General features: G+C 50.1%; 10 protein-coding genes. 7 read left to right on the forward strand and 3 right to left on the reverse strand.

Annotated features, from left to right (window positions below):
• Positions 1-216: 216 nt before the first annotated feature.
• From ABWO75_RS07820 to ABWO75_RS07845, 6 genes are all read left to right on the forward strand, one after another.
• The gene (locus ABWO75_RS07820) at positions 217-723 is read left to right on the forward strand and encodes an anthrone oxygenase family protein (protein ID WP_353184273.1); all 507 of its coding nucleotides are present in this window, start codon (positions 217-219) and stop codon (positions 721-723) included.
• A gap of 292 nt (positions 724-1,015) precedes the next feature.
• Positions 1,016-1,396, forward strand: coding sequence for a hypothetical protein (locus ABWO75_RS07825; protein WP_353184275.1), 381 nt, complete (start codon positions 1,016-1,018; stop codon positions 1,394-1,396).
• A gap of 79 nt (positions 1,397-1,475) precedes the next feature.
• Positions 1,476-5,810 carry a CusA/CzcA family heavy metal efflux RND transporter gene (locus tag ABWO75_RS07830; RefSeq protein WP_353184277.1) on the forward strand — a complete coding sequence of 1,445 codons (4,335 nt, stop codon included), beginning with the start codon at positions 1,476-1,478 and terminating at the stop codon, positions 5,808-5,810.
• A complete protein-coding gene (locus tag ABWO75_RS07835; protein WP_353184279.1) occupies positions 5,810-6,946 on the forward strand; it encodes an efflux RND transporter periplasmic adaptor subunit in 1,137 nt (378 codons plus the stop codon). Before ABWO75_RS07830 ends, ABWO75_RS07835 begins: the two co-directional genes overlap by 1 nt.
• 127 nt (positions 6,947-7,073) lie before the next feature.
• Positions 7,074-8,399 carry a sensor histidine kinase gene (locus ABWO75_RS07840; RefSeq protein ID WP_353184281.1) on the forward strand — a complete coding sequence of 442 codons (1,326 nt, stop codon included), beginning with the start codon at positions 7,074-7,076 and terminating at the stop codon, positions 8,397-8,399.
• A 10-nt stretch (positions 8,400-8,409) separates the two neighbouring features.
• Positions 8,410-9,090, forward strand: a complete 681-nt coding sequence (locus ABWO75_RS07845) for a response regulator transcription factor (protein WP_353184283.1) — start codon at positions 8,410-8,412, stop codon at positions 9,088-9,090.
• A 91-nt stretch (positions 9,091-9,181) separates the two neighbouring features.
• Here the strand turns inward: ABWO75_RS07845 and ABWO75_RS07850 are convergent, their stop codons facing one another.
• Positions 9,182-11,926 carry an outer membrane beta-barrel protein gene (locus ABWO75_RS07850; protein ID WP_353184285.1) on the reverse strand — a complete coding sequence of 915 codons (2,745 nt, stop codon included), beginning with the start codon at positions 11,924-11,926 and terminating at the stop codon, positions 9,182-9,184.
• 218 nt (positions 11,927-12,144) lie between these two features.
• Here ABWO75_RS07850 and ABWO75_RS07855 point away from each other — a divergent pair, with 218 nt between their 5' ends.
• A complete protein-coding gene (locus ABWO75_RS07855; protein WP_353184287.1) occupies positions 12,145-13,122 on the forward strand; it encodes a glycosyl hydrolase family 18 protein in 978 nt (325 codons plus the stop codon).
• Between the two features lie 120 nt (positions 13,123-13,242).
• Here ABWO75_RS07855 and ABWO75_RS07860 read toward each other — a convergent pair whose 3' ends face one another.
• Positions 13,243-14,868 carry a SusD/RagB family nutrient-binding outer membrane lipoprotein gene (locus tag ABWO75_RS07860; RefSeq protein WP_353184289.1) on the reverse strand — a complete coding sequence of 542 codons (1,626 nt, stop codon included), beginning with the start codon at positions 14,866-14,868 and terminating at the stop codon, positions 13,243-13,245.
• Between the two features lie 103 nt (positions 14,869-14,971).
• The coding region (locus ABWO75_RS07865; RefSeq protein ID WP_353184291.1) for a SusC/RagA family TonB-linked outer membrane protein at positions 14,972-17,049 on the reverse strand (2,078 nt) is incomplete at its 5' end.

Genomic DNA, 17,049 nt, shown 5'->3' on the forward strand with positions numbered 1-17,049 from the left:
AAATGTGGAGAGCCAAATATCTCCAATTAATCCTGAATCATAAATACCTATAATTAGGAGGTTTTTATGAAACCGTAGGAATGGCCATTACAACGGTGTTTTGTGCAGATTTCCAAAATCAGGAAAAATGGAAAAGAAGCACGATTTTAGCTATGTGAAATGCCAACTGGGCTAGATCCTGTCGCTGTTTTGCCAATTAACAAAAAAATAATGACCATGGAAGACTTCATACTTACTATCACGTTAATCACTACGGCGTTGATTGCCGGCCTTTTTTATTCTTATGCATGTTCCGTGAACCTGGGACTGGGAAAGCTTTCCGACCAGCACTATCTTAGCGCGATGCAATCTATTAATCGTGAGATATTGAATCCAGTGTTTTTTGCTAGTTTTATGGGAACGCTTGTCTTGCTGCCAATTAGTGCCTGGCTGCAGTATCGCACCGGTATATCATTGAGCGCCCACCTGCTTTTGGCTGCCGCTGTAACCTACGCAATAGGGGTGTTTGGCGTTACTATATTCGGGAATGTACCATTGAACAACGCTTTGGATAAATTTGACCTGCAAACGGCTTCTGCAGTGGATATGACGGCATGGCGGACTGGCTTCGAGCTGCCATGGAATAGGCTGAATTCCATTCGGACGATTGCTGCAATCGTGTCACTGGTACTTGCCGTGGTGGCATGTATATATCGCCCTGAAGGCGTCGCTGTCGGAAAATAGCACGACGGGATACCATAACCGCACAGTAACCTTCCGCTTCCGGACAGTCAGGTTTTGATAAATGCTTTCTGGATAATAGCAAGCCGGTTTCTTACTTTGACCGTATTTGTTGATGTATCCCATATTACAAAGGGGTTAGTTTCTGCCATTGGCCGGATGCTGGTAGTCTGATTTTATAGAATCCCTTGGCGGCTACAAAAATAGATAGACAGTGGCAGTGAAATGTAACAAATAGGAGATTTAACAGGGTCGTTTGCGGATGATCCTGTTAAATCTTACTATTTTTGGCGCGATGAAAAAAGCGCTGGCGATTTTTTTCTTGTCTACTTACCTCTTATCAACGACAGAGTTATTTCAGTTGTTGAAATTGCCCATATTGATTGAACATTTCGCAGAACATCAGGAACAGGATCACGGCATGTCTTTTTTGGGGTATTTGATCCATCACTATGGTGGACATGAACCTGATGCAGACTATGCGACCGATATGAAGCTGCCGTTTATGCAGCTGATGGATGGATTGGCGCTTTCAGCGAGCCTGACACCGAATTTCATCCATTTCCACTTTTCACACCTGGTTTTGCCACATGGCAAACCCTTATTTACCCATCAGGACGACGATCTCGTGTCCGCTTACCTCCGTTCCATCTGGCAACCGCCAAGACACAGTTAATCAGTTTCCTATAGCAAGCCGAACCCCCACAGGGGCTGGGCATATTTTTCATGTAACTGACTGACTAACTAACGTTAACATGCTTAATTCGATTATTGAGTTTTCCGTAAGGAATAAACTCATCATCGGGCTATTTACATTAGCCCTGATTATATTTGGAACATACGAAGCCACCCGGCTGCCCATAGACGCGCAGCCCGACATCACAACCAACCAAGTACAGGTGATTACGGTGGCTCCTTCCTTCGGTGCCGCGGATATCGAGCGGCTGGTTACTTTTCCCATTGAGCAGGCGAACAGTAATATCAGCGGGATTGACGAAATCCGTAGCTTTTCGCGGTTTGGCCTCTCCTTGGTGACAATCGTTTTTGACGATGATACCGATGTATACTGGGCCAGGCAACAGGTAGCCGAACGGCTGCAACAGTTGCAAAACGTCATCCCTGAAGAAATCGGTACGCCCGAACTGGGACCGATTTCGACCGGCCTGGGAGAAATCTACCAGTATGTGGTTCGGCCCGAAAAGGGTTATGAAGACCGGTACGACGAAACGGAATTGCGCACCATTCAGGACTGGATTGTCCGACGGCAACTGCTCGGTGTAAAAGGGGTGGCGGATGTGAGCAGCTTTGGCGGTAAACTGAAGCAGTACGAGATTGCGGTGAATCCCAATAGGCTGCAAGCCTACGGTCTTACCATCCACGATGTATTTAAAGCGCTTGAAAACAACAACCAGAATACAGGAGGTGCGTACATTGAACGGGGACCGGCAGTACTGTTTATCCGAAGTGAAGGGCTGATCGGAAACGTAGCGGATATTGAGAATGTAGCCGTTTCGTTTACGGACAGCGGGACACCCATATTGATCAGGGATGTGGCCGAAGTAACCATCGGCTATGCTACCCGGTATGGCGCCATGACTTACAACGATGAAGGTGAGGTGTCCGGTGCCATTGTGATGATGCTGAAGGGCGCGAACAGTAATGAGGTAATCAAAAATGTCAAAGAACGCATCGAAACCATTCAGCAAACACTGCCTGAGGGTGTAGTCATTGAACCATTTCTGGACCGCACCAAAATGGTTAACAATACCATCAGTACGGTGAAGACCAATTTGATGGAGGGTGCGCTGATCGTGGTGTTCATCCTCGTACTTTTTCTCGGTAACTTTCGGGCCGGATTCCTGGTGGCGTCGGTTATCCCGCTTTCGATGCTGTTTGCTATTATTCTAATGAATATTTTCGGCGTAGGGGGCAACCTGATGAGCCTCGGCGCGCTGGATTTCGGACTGATCGTGGATGGCGCGGTCATCATCGTCGAGGCAGTCATGCATCAGCTGTCGCATCATAAAAAACTCGGAGTGCACCATCGGATTCCACCGCAGGAGATGGACATTCAGGTTAGCCGTTCGGCTTCCAAGATGGTAAGCAGCGCCGTATTCGGGCAGATTATCATCCTCATTGTTTACCTGCCTATTTTTACCCTAGAGGGCATCGAGGGAAAGATGTTTAAGCCGATGGCGCAGACCGTGGCGTTTGCGCTGATTGGCGCATTTATTCTTTCACTCACCTACATTCCGATGATGAGTGCCCTTGTACTGGGTAAACGCAAAAATACAGGACCTAACTTTTCCGACCGGATGATGGCCCGTATAGAACAGGTGCATCAACGGTACCTGATCAGGGCGTTGCGGATGCCAAAAACCATCATTGCCGCGGTAGTGTTACTGTTTGCGGGGGCTGTGTTTACCCTCTCCAGGATGGGAGGCGAGTTCATTCCCTCATTGGAGGAAGGCGATTTTGCTGTGGAAACACGTATTCTTCCGGGCAGTAATATCAATACAACCATTGAATATACCAATAAAGCCGCCCACATTTTAAAGACGCAGTTTCCGGAAGTGGAAAAGGTGGTAACAAAAATTGGCAGTGGCGAAATCCCGACGGAACCCATGCCGATGGACGCGGGCGATATGATTGTGGTGTTGAAGCCGAAGAAGGAGTGGACCTCAGCCGAGACGTTTCCGGAACTTTCTGAAAAAATGAGTACCGCCCTGTCGGTATTGCCGGGGGTAACAGCCGGATTCCAGTTTCCGGTGCAAATGCGGTTCAATGAGCTGATGACAGGGGCCCGGCAGGATGTGGTATGCAAAATTTTTGGTGAAGACCTGGATACGCTTGCCCGCTACGCCCAGCGGCTGGGCGCGCTCATTGAACAGGTGGAAGGCACGGCCGATCTGTATATAGAACAGGTAACCGGTATGCCGCAGGTGGTCATCGAATATAACCGTGCGGCAATCGCCCGGAACCGGCTGGATATTGCTGCCATAAACCGGGTGGTAAATATGGCCTTTGCCGGACAGCGTGCGGGATTGGTATTTGAAGGAGAGCGGCGGTTCGGCCTGGTAGTCCGCCTGGATGATACCAAGCGGTCTGACCTGGAAGATATCCGCAACCTGTTGATTCCTACACCGGCGGGTGTGCAGATTCCGTTACACCAGCTGGCCACTGTTGACTTTAAGAATAGTCCGAATCAGATACAACGTGAAGATGCCAAACGGCGCATCGTGGTAGGCTTTAATGTGCGTGGCCGCGATGTACAAAGCATTGTGGAAGAGCTTCGCCGACGCGAGCGTGCCGAAATGGATCTGCCGCCGGGCTATTATGTTACGTATGGGGGTACATTTGAAAACCTGGAGGAAGCCAAGGCACGACTCGGGATTGCTGTACCGGTTTCACTGGCATTGATCTTCCTGCTGCTGTTCTTTGCCTTTCGCTCGGTAAAACACAGCCTATTGATTTACACTGCAATCCCGCTTTCGGCTATCGGCGGTATTTATTTTCTGGCACTGCGGGATATGCCGTTCAGTATCAGTGCAGGAGTAGGGTTTATCGCGCTGTTTGGCGTGGCGGTACTCAATGGCATTGTGTTGATTGCCGAGTTTAATCGATTGAAAGCGCGTGGTATGGTCAACACCACCCGGATTGCACTGATCGGCAGCCGGACCCGGTTACGTCCGGTGCTGATGACCGCTTTTGTGGCATCACTGGGCTTTTTACCCATGGCCATCAGTACAGGGTCAGGAGCAGAGGTGCAGCGGCCTTTGGCTACGGTGGTCATCGGTGGATTGATGCTGGCTACCTTCCTAACGCTGTTTCTTTTGCCAATCCTATATACCCTATTCGAAAGGATAAAACTTCCAAAACGGAAATATCGCATGAACAAGCAACTGATTATTACGGCAGGGCTGCTGCTGCTGGGCAGTGGAGCGCTTGCTCAGACACCCATTACCCTGGCGCAGGCAATTGATACGGCACTGGAAAACAATTTCCAATTAAAGCATAGCACCTTGCTGGCCACATATCATGAGCAACGGCGGACGGGGTATGCCGAAGTGCCGCAAACCAATGTGTCGGCGGAAATCGGCCAGCTGAATGGGCCTTTACGGGATGCCCGTATCGGTGTATCGCAAACCCTGGCCTTTCCTACGGTTTACGGACGGTATCGAAAAGTAGGGAATGCCCGATGGGAGGAGGCCGTTTTGCAGCGCGACCTCGATGAAGTGACCGTGCGTAGGACGGTGACCGCAATTTTTTATCACATCCTCGTACTTCGTGAACAGGAACGGCTGTTGCTGCAGGCGGATAGCCTGTATGCCGGTTTCCTGAATATGGCCGGTCTTCGGTTGGAGGCAGGCGAATCCAATGCGATGGAAAAGGCTACGGCTGAGATCCAGCGGGAGCAATTCGCGGTGCAGCGTAACCAGCTGCAGAATGAAATTGATATTACCGCACTGCAATTGCAGCTGATGCTGAATACCCAAATACGTTATGAACCTCAGGCAGAGTCGCTCAAGGCAACGGTACATGAGCTGCCGGCTATTCCGGATGTCCGGTTACACCCTGCAGCAAAATATGCCGAACAACGTATCGGCACTGCAAAGGCGGAATTAAAGCTGGAAAAATCGCGCTTACTCCCCAACATTACACTCGGGTATTACCGGCAGAGCCTGCGGGATATCCGGCCGCAGTGGTTCGATATTGCGGAAGTGGGCATCGGTATTCCGGTGTTTACGCGCGCGCAGCAAGCACAGGTCCGGTCCAGCACAACACAGCTGGCAATCTCGGAAAATGAATATGCGCGGGAAACGGCCCAGCTGACGACGGAATACCGGCAGATGCAGGCGCAGTACCGGACACAGCTGGCCATTGTCGACCGTTACGAGCGAAAGCAGTTACCCAATGCCGGGCGTATCGTTGAAACTGCTTCACAGCAATTTGCCGCCGGGGAAATTGACTACCTGGGGTGGGTGATGCTTACTAACCAGGCTATTCAGGTCCAACGCGACTACGCCGAGGCATTACGCCTACTGAACGAATCCATTATTCAATTGAATTACCTTACATCAAACAACTGATGAGAACAATACCCTTACTGTTTGCTGTCCTGTTATGGGCAGGCTGCGGAAGTTCACAGAAACAGGAATCCAATAACCCCGCGGAACCAGAAAACAATGCCGGAGCCATTCACCTTTCGGACGCGCAGCTGGCATCTTTCAAGCGAAATGAAGTACGGCTTGCGCGGAAAAACATGCGACGTACTGTCCGCCTGAACGGCAATGCCGACGTGCCTCCGCAAAACCGGTTGTCGGTATCGCATGCACTGGGCGGTTATGTCCGGAGCATCCACCTATTGCCGGGTAAGCCTTTTCGCAAAGGGCAGGTGCTGGCCGCACTGGAAGACAACCAGTATATTCAACTGCAGCAAGATTACCTGATTGCATCGGCCGAACTTGAGCGGGCCGGACTGAACTACGAACGGCAACGCATGCTGAATGAAAATAAGGCATCGAGCGACAAGAATTTTCAGGCCGCAACGGCAGAGTACGAAACGCTGCGCATTACCTTGAGTGCCCTCCAGGAAAAGCTGCGGCTGATCGGCATTGATCCCAACAAGCTGACGGCGGCCAATATTACCCGACAGGTCCGCATTTATGCACCCTTCGACGGTGTGGTGGGCAATGTGTTGGTTAATCAGGGAAAATACGTATCGCCTTCCGATGTGCTGTTTGAATTGATTAATCCCAGTGAAGTGCTGCTGGACCTGAAGGTGTTTGAAAAGGACTGGCCGCACATCGCAATTGGACAGGAACTCACCGCATATACCAATGAACGGCCGGATCAGGTGCTGACCGGCGAAGTGGTGGCGCGCGGCAGTCACATCAACAGCGATGGTACCGCTACAATACATGCTCGGCTGCGCAATCCGGATCAGGCAAATATCGCTCCAGGTATGTACGTAAATGCGGTGTTAGAAACGATTAATAATGAGGTTTATACGCTGCCGGAAGAGGCTTTGGTGTCTTTTGAAGGTACCCCCTATGCCGTAGAAGTGCTGGATAGCAATACGTTTAACCTGCTTGCTGTGCAGACCGGAGTCGCGGACGAAGGATTCGTGGAAATCGTGGACGGTGAAAGGCTTCGGGGGAAGACGTTTTTAGGTGAAGGTGCATACACGGTACTGATGGGAGTCAAAAACCAGGCGGAAGAATAAGCGTCTGATAACGTTTCGCTGATACATTTCAACGAGCGCTAAGCGAATGTTAAATGTGTTAGCGAAATGTTAATTCCGGAATGGAATCCGATTTTAATGCGTATTATCGTCTGTCTGTTTTCTTGCTATGATCAACCGATGGATAAACAAATGGATTGATTTTCTCCGGGATCACACCTATATCATCACCTTGCTGATCTCGGTATCTTTGATTGGGTTGCTTTTCGTGCAGTTTAGTCTTGTTTCGTTGGAAATTGATCTCCAGCAACGTGCGTTTGATAAAGAGATTGATGAAGTGCTGCACGATATGCACAATTACATCGAAGACGACTCCCTATTGAGCGGACAGCTGATCCGGCTGATGGCGAATGCCATACCGGACACGGTGGAACGCAGAGAGGTTGCCGACAGTGTGATCAGCGAAGTGAAAAAATTTACCGACAGCCTGTTGCTGGCCAATAACATGTCGTACCTCGACTATGATGTGGGGTTTTACCAGCGTTATGAAGACACCATTGTGATCAGCTCACAGTTGTTCCCTCACCAGCCCGATTACCAGCGATACTCGGCACGTGCCGGCTGGCGGATCAAGGAGGCGTTGGGCAAAGGCATGTTCCGTTTTGGGCTATTGTTTCACAATAAGTTTCTGTTTGTCATTTTTCAGGTCTATTCCATCCTGATTATCATTGCCTTTTTTCTACTGATTCTGGTGGGCAGTTTTTTCAGTACCCTGCTGCTGCTGAAACGCCAGAAACAGCTGGCGCAGCTTAAAAACGATTTCATTAATAACCTGACCCATGAGCTGAAAACACCGATTTTTGCTTCATCGGTGATCTTTAAAATCATCAATGAAAAAATGGGACAGTTCAGCAACGATGAGCTGAGTTATCACCTAAAGCTGCTCGAAAAGGAAAATAACCAGCTTAAAAATAAGGTAGACAAGGTGCTGGAGCTAACCGTGCTGGAAAGTGAAACCCCCAAGCTGGATCTTCGCGCGCTCGATGTACATGCGGCTATCCGACAGAAATCGGCTATGTACCAAGTGCTTGTTGAGGAGAAAGGCGGGCGCATCAGTTACGATTTGCAGGCGAAGCGCACGATCATCATGGGCGACACCATGCATATCGGCAATATCCTCGATAACCTGCTGGATAATGCGATCAAGTATTCGGACAAGCAGCTTGATGTTCGGATATCGACAGTTAATGTGGATGACACGTTGGTACTGAAGATCAGCGACAGGGGAATGGGTATTGGAAATAATGAACTGAATGCGGTGTTTGAAAAATTTTACCGCGTAAGCCATGGAAACCTGCATCAGACAAAGGGTTTTGGACTGGGACTCAGTTATGTGAAGTCGGTAGCGGATCTGCACAATGGGAAAATAACGCTGGAAAGTAGGCCGGGGGCAGGCAGTATATTTATGATCACGCTGCCGCTCCATCACCAATAATACCAAGACAATGAATGCACCGAGAATATTGTTGGTAGAAGATAACCAGACGCTGGGTTACGCATTGAGAACTTACTTGGAGATGCATCATTTCCGCGTAACCCTGGAGCCGGATGGGGTAAAAGGGAAAACAGCGTTTCTCAGCCAGTCGTTCGACATTTGCATCCTGGATGTGATGATGCCGGAAATGGACGGGTTCACCCTTGCGGAAGAAATCAAGAAAATAAATCCGGACATGCCCATGGTGTTTCTAACGGCCCGGACCATGAAGATTGATAAATTGCAGGGCTTCCAGAAAGGTGCGGACGATTACATTGTGAAACCGGTGGATGAAGAGGAACTGATTGCGCGGATCCGGGCTATCCTGCGTCGCGCGCATCCGTCACCGCAACGGATCACCACATATACCATCGGCACGTTGCAGTTCGACCTGAACAGCCGCAGGTTACTCTCGGAAACGGACAGCGTAGTGCTTACCGAGAAGGAGGCAGAACTATTGCGTATGCTCTGTGAAAAGAAAAACCAGTTACTCGACCGTAAGGTAGTCTTGTTGGAACTGTGGGGAAAAGTCGATTATTTCAACCGCCGCAGCATGGACGTGCATATGGCAAAATTGCGTAAATACCTCGCATTGGATGTGAAGATATCACTTACCAATGTGCACGGCAAAGGCTATATTCTGGAAGATTGAAATAGCGGCAGGCTTTTGGCCTTCTATTTTCGTTGCTGTGAATCCCCGAGAGGGGAATCAATGTAACGGCATGACGGTGGTGAGTTGATCGTTAATTATTATACAGTTCCTCGTAGTCCTTCATGGTGGTGCCACGCGAGAAATGCCGGATGTTGTAGGTGAACGAAAGCATCAGATACCGTTGCAGCACATTGGAGCGGGAATCTTCGATATAAGTTTCGGTGATGTCCCTCCGGATGTTATTATTCTGCGCAAAAAGGTCGTAAACATTAACACTGATTTCACCCCGCTCGTTTTTTAGGATTTTTTTGCCCAGGGCCATGTTCACGAGGAATATGCTGTTGTCGTACCCTTCAGACAGGCCGGTGTTAAACTGGTGGTTGATGTCCAGCCGATACACAAGATTCTGCCACATGATCCAGTTATAATTGAGGCGGGTAGTCTGGTTAAAGTAATTGTTGCTGAGTGCCGGCCGCAGTGAATTCTCCACGGTGTTATAAGCAGACCGGGTCCACAGGTTAAAATCGATACGATCGCTGATGTTGCTGCTCAGCGACAGACCGCCGCTGTATCGCGTGGTGTTGACGAAGTTGACTTCCTCATTAATCATCCCCGGGCTGTGCGTATAACTGATACCACCGTGGACATTGAAATTAGCGGAAATAACGTGCAGCGGTTTACCCCAGTTGAAATAGGACCGTAGGTCCCAGTACCCGTCGAGGTTGACCGGCCGTGAAAGCTGTGAGCCACGCTCCAGGACAATGCCATCGGCGATCTCAATAGGTGTTTCGGCGATAAGCGTGCTGGTTACCACATTATTGTCGGTAAGGGACGACATCACCATACCAAAAAAACTGCGTTCGGTTTTCGGATTATAGCTGCGGTAACGCAGTCGGAACCGATTGCTGTACGATTGTAGCAGGTTGGGGTTTCCGGTTTCGAGCTGCAACGGGTTGGAGTTGTCAATTACCCCCTGCAGGTCTTCCACAGATGGGGCATTGGTGCGCGTATCATAGTCAAATTCCAGGTTTTTGGTGTCGCTGAACTTGTAGTCGATCCGCACGGAAGGCAGGATGCTTTTGAAAGTGCGCTCCAGCACAAACGGACTGGGAAATTCCTGGTCATTCTTAAGCCTGGCGTGCTGAAACTCGGCCTCGGCCTGCATCCGGAACCGTTCCCGCGCGTACTGGTAACCGATTTCCGCTTCCTGTGACAGGTACCTGCTGTTAAAGACGTTGCTCAGTGCAGTATCAAGGCGCCTGATGCCTGCCATTTCCCCCGCGTCGTCAATGTTGTAAGTGCGTTTATCGGAATCGTCCTTATCATTGCCGATTTCATATTCAAACTCCATCATGCTGTGTTTTCCGACCGGTTCGGTATAAGAGGCATTGGCTTCCCAGGAAAATCCCCGATGGCTGCGCAGGTTATTCTGATTGAGGATTTCCGTCCGATCGGTTTCGTTATAGTAAATGTTCTCGGCCTCGCGGTCCTCGTCGTCCTCATTCCGGTAATTGCCCGTGTGGAGTCCCACGGTTAGGCTTCGTCCCTTTTTACGGAACTTGCGGCTGTAAAAGAGCCTGTTGTTGATGTCAAATTCCGTTTTGTTGGCAAAAAGCCGGTTTTCGGTCTGGTTAAGCGGTCCGCTGGCGGTTACCGTATTGCCGGTAAAATAGGAGTTCTCCCGGTCCGATTCTGCTGAGATATTCGGTCGGATCAGGATCCGGTTGTTGCTGTCGATGTTATATTCAAAACGCATGTTGAACCGGTGATCCATGTTCCGGCGGGTGTTATTACTCGACTCAGAATAGACCTGTCCGTCGGCATCGGGAAGAATGTAATCACGGACAAGCGATTCTTCACCGAAGTTTTTCCGGTGGTTGAATAGGTAGCTGGCATTGATTTCAACCTTTTTACCCCAATCGTCACTGAAATTAACCCCGATACGGTTGGTATTAATGATGCCATTCTGCGGGCGGCTTTCGCTCCGGCTGTTGGGGTCTGCTGAATAATCGGTAGCGTTGATGTTATTGCTTAACCCGGTAACCGTGATCCGCCGGTCTTCATTGAATGCATTGACACTGGCACCGGCCATGTAGCGGTCGTCATTGCCATAACCCACGGTCGTCTTTCCGAACAGGCCCTTTCGACTGTTGGGCTTGGTAATGATATTGATGGTTTTTTCCCGCTCGCCGTCATCGAACCCACTGAGTTCCGCTTTGTCACTGAGTTTGTCGTAAATCTGGATGCTTTGGATTACCTCGGCGGGTAAGTTCTGCAGGGCAGCTTTTACGTCGGTACCAAAAAATGGTTTGCCATCCACCAGAATCTGTACAATTTGCTCACCCTGGGCTTGCAGGTTGCCGTCGGCTGAACCGATACCTGGCATTTTTTCAATCAGGTTCTGTGCACTGGCATCTTTCATTGTCTGGAACGCACCGGCATTGAATTGCATGGTGTCACCCTTTTGCTCGCCCATGGGAGGGCGGATATTGATGGTCACCTCGTCAAGTGCAGTAGCGGATTCCATTAAATACAGTATGCCAACGTCCGTATTTTGGGTCAGTGCAACGGCCTGATCCATGGGCTCATATCCCAGATACTGTACGCGAAGCAAATAATTACCCGACGGGATATCTTCGAAATAGAAACTGCCATCGGCGCTGGTGATGGTTTCCTGCATTAGCAGGGAATCCGGTTCATTCAGCAATAAAACGGTGACATTGGGAAATGCATGGTCTTCGACATTATCATGAATGGTACCATTGATGCTATATTGTTGTGAAAAGACCTGGTTAAGGAAAAAAAAGAAAAAAAGTGCACAGGTAACGTGTTTCATGTAAACGGAAGTGTTTTAGTATCAATACAAAATAAGTAAAAATTTTGACAGGGTAGGGCGAAGCAAACGTTAAGGGGGCTTAATGGAATGTTAAAAATGTTAACAGGTTGTTAAGTTAGGAAGGGAATAGAAGCGTAATCGACTGTCAATACAGCACCTGAATCGAAATTTTATTATCTTCACCTGAATAAACAGATAGCCCTTATCAACTGACAATTATGAAAAAACGACTATTTTTAGCGCTGCTTGCAGGGGTATTGCTTTCTGGTACCGTTGCAGCACAGCAGGCGCGTTCGAAATCCGATTTCCGGATTGTGGGTTATTATCCCCTCCGTTCCGCGCTGACAGCCGACCTGAAGACCGTACCATTCGACCGCGTAACACACATCAATTTGTCGTTCCTTAACCCCGACACGTTGGGGAATTTCACACAGGATCTCACATCGCTGGTGCCTTTTGTCCGGGCAGCACACGCAAAAGGCGTCAAAGTACTGGCTTCCATTGCCGGCGGCGGCAGGCATGAATATTACCACGCGTTGCTGCGTGACGACACCCGCGCACGCTTTATCAACGACCTGCTGCTGATTGCCCTGAAATACAATCTGGATGGCATTGACGTGGATATCGAAGGCAGTGATATCGACGAGAACTATGAAAAATTTGTAGTAGGACTGGCGAGTGTACTCAAGCCGCGTGGTAAGCTGGTAACCGCCGCAATTGCCGTTTTTTACAAGGATCAGTTCACCGACCGTGCACTGGCACAATACGATTTTGTGAACCTGATGAGCTACGATCATACCGGTCCGTGGACACCGGAAAAGCCCGGACCGCATTCCACGTATGAACATGCCGTTGCTGATCTGGATTACTTTTTAAATGAACGGCATATACCCAAAGAAAAGATGGTACTTGGTGTTGGGTTTTATGGATATGGCTTTGGTCCGGAACTCAATTCGCCCGCTAAAACAATGATATTCCGTGATATTCAGGCGCAGTTTCCGGGGTCGGAATTGCTGGACGAACACAAACTATCCGACGGTGCCACACTTTATTACAATGGCATTCCCACCATTAAACGGAAAACAGCGTTGGCGAAAACGAGGGCGTCGGGCGTGATGATCTGGCAGTTGCTGCAGGATGCGCCCGGGAAAAATTCGTTGCTTCGTGCAATTAATGAGGAAGCATATGAAAGGTAATAGGGTGTCTCGAATTATGATAAAGGAAAAGGGATAAAACTTATAACCTAATTCACTTTTAAAAGCGGAGGCTGTCCTGATCCCAGGACAGCCTCCGCGTGCATGTTATTACTTTTCGGATTAGAAGCTCTTGTCTTCCACATCCCACCACAGGCGGGTACCACCGTTGTCAGGGCCATTCAATAACTGTTCAACCGCAGCGTTGACGGCAGCACTGTTGCTGTTGTACTCGCGGCGGGAGTATTTCATCCGGCGGATGCCGATTTCTGTATTGACCTCACCATTGCTGTAATTGAGAATAACAGGGAACTGGATGGGATATCCGGTACGCCGCTGTTCAGCCCATGCTTCATCGCCGTCGGGGAATATGGCGAGCCATTTCTGGGTGATGATGCGCTCCAGTTTTTCGTCATTGGAAGCACCTTCGTCCCATTTGATGGTTACCGTACTCAGGTAAGGCGAGCCTGTCAGGACATCATTTTCTCCCGGTTCAATGGCTTTGGGATCTTTATATTCCGCAGGGGTACTGGTTCCATCATTGATGTAATCCGCCAACTCCCCGCTCACGCCATGCTGTTCGAAAGATTTGGCAATACCGGTTTCGTAATTGGTTTTTGCATCACCTGCGTTCGCCCAGCCGCGCAGTGCAGCCTCGGCTTTCAGGAACCAGGCTTCCGACGCAGGCATCAGCTGCATGCGCTGCTCCAGGGGCTGCATTTTGGAATAATTGTCATAACGGCTTTTCTCATCGATCTGGATACCGCCACGGATGCCCTTGTACTGTCCGGCAACAACTGGGTCAACAGCTGGACGGAATAGTTTGGGTAGGCGGGGGTCATTGTATCCTACCAAGTAAGACTCTATTTCGGCCGCCATACGGGTATCGCTCCAGGAATCGGTGATCACATTGAGCGGGTGGTCCGCGCTCAATGCCACGGTCCAGCTGTCCGCTACATTTTCAAGCAACCCGCCGTTTGCCGGATCCAGCGCTTTTTCTCCCTGGGTGCGCGCGAGCTCGGGGTCTACCTTCGACAGGCGCATCGCCAGCCGCAGCCGCAGAGTGTTGGTCACTTTCAGCAGGTGCGTGTAATTGTCACTGGTAAAGCCAATATCAGAAAGCGACATGGCCGTAGATACTGCCTCGCCCTGCAGGCCCTTGAAAATATTCATCGCCGTATCCAAATCCGCAAAATATGCATTGAACAGATCGGGTTCAGCATCGTATTCCACACCGCCGGTTTCATTGGGCTGGTTGTACTTGGTATAGATGATCGGGCCGAGCTTGTCACTTACCCGATGCATAGACGCTACCCGAAGCAGTTTGGAAAACGCAAAGATATCCTGCAGCGCGGCGTTTTCACGGGTGCTTTGCAGGACACGCTCCAGCGGACTCATGTTTAAAATGTAATGATTGTTCCAGATTGCGTCAGTCCAAACCGGGACAATCCGGTAGGTCAGGTTGTTTGAGTTTCCCTCGAAAACCTGTTCAATCGCCAGGTAGCCGGCATAGGCATCGCTAGTCAGGTTATTGGCCAGCTGGTAATCACCCGTTCCTTCATAAATCACGTTCCGCTGGGCTTGGGCCAGGAACGACCGGATCAGGGTATAATCCGCATTGGCTTCGTCATCACTCACGCCACCTGGATTGGTGTTCAGCTCTTCGAAATTTTTTGTACAGCCGGCAATACCGATAAGGAGTGCTGCTACCGCCACAGTCGGGAACCATTTGGATCCCTTGATTCTCATATATTTTTTCATTTGATTATTATTCTATATTGTCGATGAAACCCGCATGAATGCATGTTCTTTGTTGAATGGAAGCTCATGCGGGTTTCATGTTTTTAAGCAATTAGAAGGATACATTCAATGTTAAACCAAACTGCCGGGTGGTCGGCAGACCAAAGGCGTCAAGGCCCTGGCCACCTACACCGGTGGTGGTGTTCAGCTCGGGATCGTATGGCGCATCGTTCCGGAAGAAGAACAGGTTCCGGCCGGTAAGCGACAGACGTGCCTGCTGGATGCCTTCCCAGGTGATGGGCAGGCGGTAGCTCAGTGCAACCTCACGCAAACGGATGTTGGTAGCGTCGTAAACCTGACCTTCGATGATACCCTCGCGGTTACCTACACCCTGATAATATTCCCGTACCGGAAGCAGGCCCTGCCATGGAGTTCCGTCAGCCAATACGGCCGGGATATCCAGACCACCGGCGTCACGGGCATCGGCACTCCGCTGGCTGTAACCAAAGGAGTTCAGGAAGCCTTCGGTCACGCTGATCACCTGTCCGCCGAAACGGCCGTCAATAGTCATGCTGAGTGAGAAGTCACCGTACCTGAATGTGTTGTTCCATCCAACCAGGGACAGCGGGTTGTTGTTGCCAATGTAGCCTTCGCCGCCATTCTGAGGCGCTCCATTCTCATCGACGATGATTGTTCCGTTTTCGTCACGCAGGAAGGTAGCCGCCCAGAAATCACCGAATGAACCACCGACGCGCAGCACATTGTAATTGCCGCCGATGTCATAGCGTTCGCCCAGGTTCGGAGCCAGTGCCACGATCTTGTTGCGGTTCATGGTAAAGTTGGCGCCGGTGTTCCAGGTGAATTTCTCGCCGCGGAAGATGTCGGCTCCCAGGGCCACTTCAAGTCCCTTGTTCTCCACATTACCCGCATTCAGGAACACGGTGGTGTTTACTACGCCGACCGGTCCCTGGTAGGAGAAATACTGGTCTTTGGTGTTTGTTTTGTACAATGCCACATCCAGGTTGATGCGGTCGTTCCAGAAACGGCCCTCGTAACCCAACTCGTAGCTCTGCTGGATTTCCGGACGCAGCGGGATTCCCAGGTACGGGCCAGAAATGTTCGGGGTCAGGATACCGGTAGCCAATCCGTTAGTCGGATAAGTAGCATAAATACCTACGTCATTACCCACTTCCGCAAAGGAGAAACGCACCTTGCTGTAAGTCATGAAATCAGGCAGGTCCATGATTTCCGACAGTACGCCGGTAATACCCGCAGACCAGTAGAAATATCCCTTATCCGATGCCGGGGTGAAAGCCAGCGTGGATGCCCAGTCGTTACGTGCGGTTGCATCGATGTATACCTTCCCCTGGAAGCCCAGGTTTGCCGAAGCGAACAGGGACTGGATCTGGCGTCTGTTAATGGTTTCGGTCAGGTTGTTCAATGGCTGATCGCGGTAAATGTTGCTCAGCAGGAATTTATTGGCTACCACAAGGCGCCGTGCATCAATATTCCAGCTTTCGGAACGCTCGTCGTTGATGGACGTTCCCGCAGTAAAGCTCAGCTCCCAGTCATTCCACTGGCGGTTACCTGTCAAGAGAAAGTCTCCGTAAATGGCGGTGCTTTCACCGGTATTACGCTGATAGCGACCATTGTCGTTCAGAATACCCGGGATCGGCTGTCCACCGACAACGCCCTGTGTTCCTGCATAGGACCGGCGCTCCCAGGTATCCCAGCGTTGATTGAGGGTTCCGCGGGCGCTTGCTGTCAGCCAGTCGGTCAGCTTGAAGCTCAGCTGTGCCTGACCAATGATGTTATTACGGGTCTGGTCGTTCGGGTTCCGGTTCAAAATCCAGTAAGGGTTCTGGGTATTGTGGTTGCCCGACAGGCCGTTGTCGTAATGGATGTTATACCAGTTCTGGAGATTCAGGTTCCGGGTTCCGGAGAAATATTCGAAATTATCCCGGAATTCATTGAAATCCAGTCCACGGGGGAACATGTACAGGCCGGTTAACGGACCGAAATACAGCCCCGAAGAGGGCCGGTTGTGGACTTTTTGATTGGAATACATCAAGCTTCCATCAAATGACAGCCGATCGTCGAAAAATTTAGTGGAGTTACGGAATGTGGCGGAATGTTGTCCGAATTTACTCGTAGGGAGGATCCCTTTGTTAGTCGTATTTCCGTACGAGA

It is taken from the genome of Parapedobacter lycopersici (assembly GCF_040395035.1).
In the GTDB taxonomy this organism is placed as follows: Bacteria; Bacteroidota; Bacteroidia; order Sphingobacteriales; family Sphingobacteriaceae; genus Parapedobacter; species Parapedobacter lycopersici_A.

What these genes read in the sequence shown, in the direction of transcription:
- ABWO75_RS07820 (WP_353184273.1), top strand. Translation starts at nt 217, where the DNA reads ATGGAAGACTTCATACTTACTATCACGTTAATCACTACGGCGTTGATT.
- ABWO75_RS07825 (WP_353184275.1), top strand. Translation starts at nt 1,016, where the DNA reads ATGAAAAAAGCGCTGGCGATTTTTTTCTTGTCTACTTACCTCTTATCA.
- ABWO75_RS07830 (WP_353184277.1), top strand. Translation starts at nt 1,476, where the DNA reads ATGCTTAATTCGATTATTGAGTTTTCCGTAAGGAATAAACTCATCATC.
- ABWO75_RS07835 (WP_353184279.1), top strand. Translation starts at nt 5,810, where the DNA reads ATGAGAACAATACCCTTACTGTTTGCTGTCCTGTTATGGGCAGGCTGC.
- ABWO75_RS07840 (WP_353184281.1), top strand. Translation starts at nt 7,074, where the DNA reads ATGATCAACCGATGGATAAACAAATGGATTGATTTTCTCCGGGATCAC.
- ABWO75_RS07845 (WP_353184283.1), top strand. Translation starts at nt 8,410, where the DNA reads ATGAATGCACCGAGAATATTGTTGGTAGAAGATAACCAGACGCTGGGT.
- ABWO75_RS07850 (WP_353184285.1), bottom strand. Translation starts at nt 11,926, where the DNA reads ATGAAACACGTTACCTGTGCACTTTTTTTCTTTTTTTTCCTTAACCAG.
- ABWO75_RS07855 (WP_353184287.1), top strand. Translation starts at nt 12,145, where the DNA reads ATGAAAAAACGACTATTTTTAGCGCTGCTTGCAGGGGTATTGCTTTCT.
- ABWO75_RS07860 (WP_353184289.1), bottom strand. Translation starts at nt 14,868, where the DNA reads ATGAGAATCAAGGGATCCAAATGGTTCCCGACTGTGGCGGTAGCAGCA.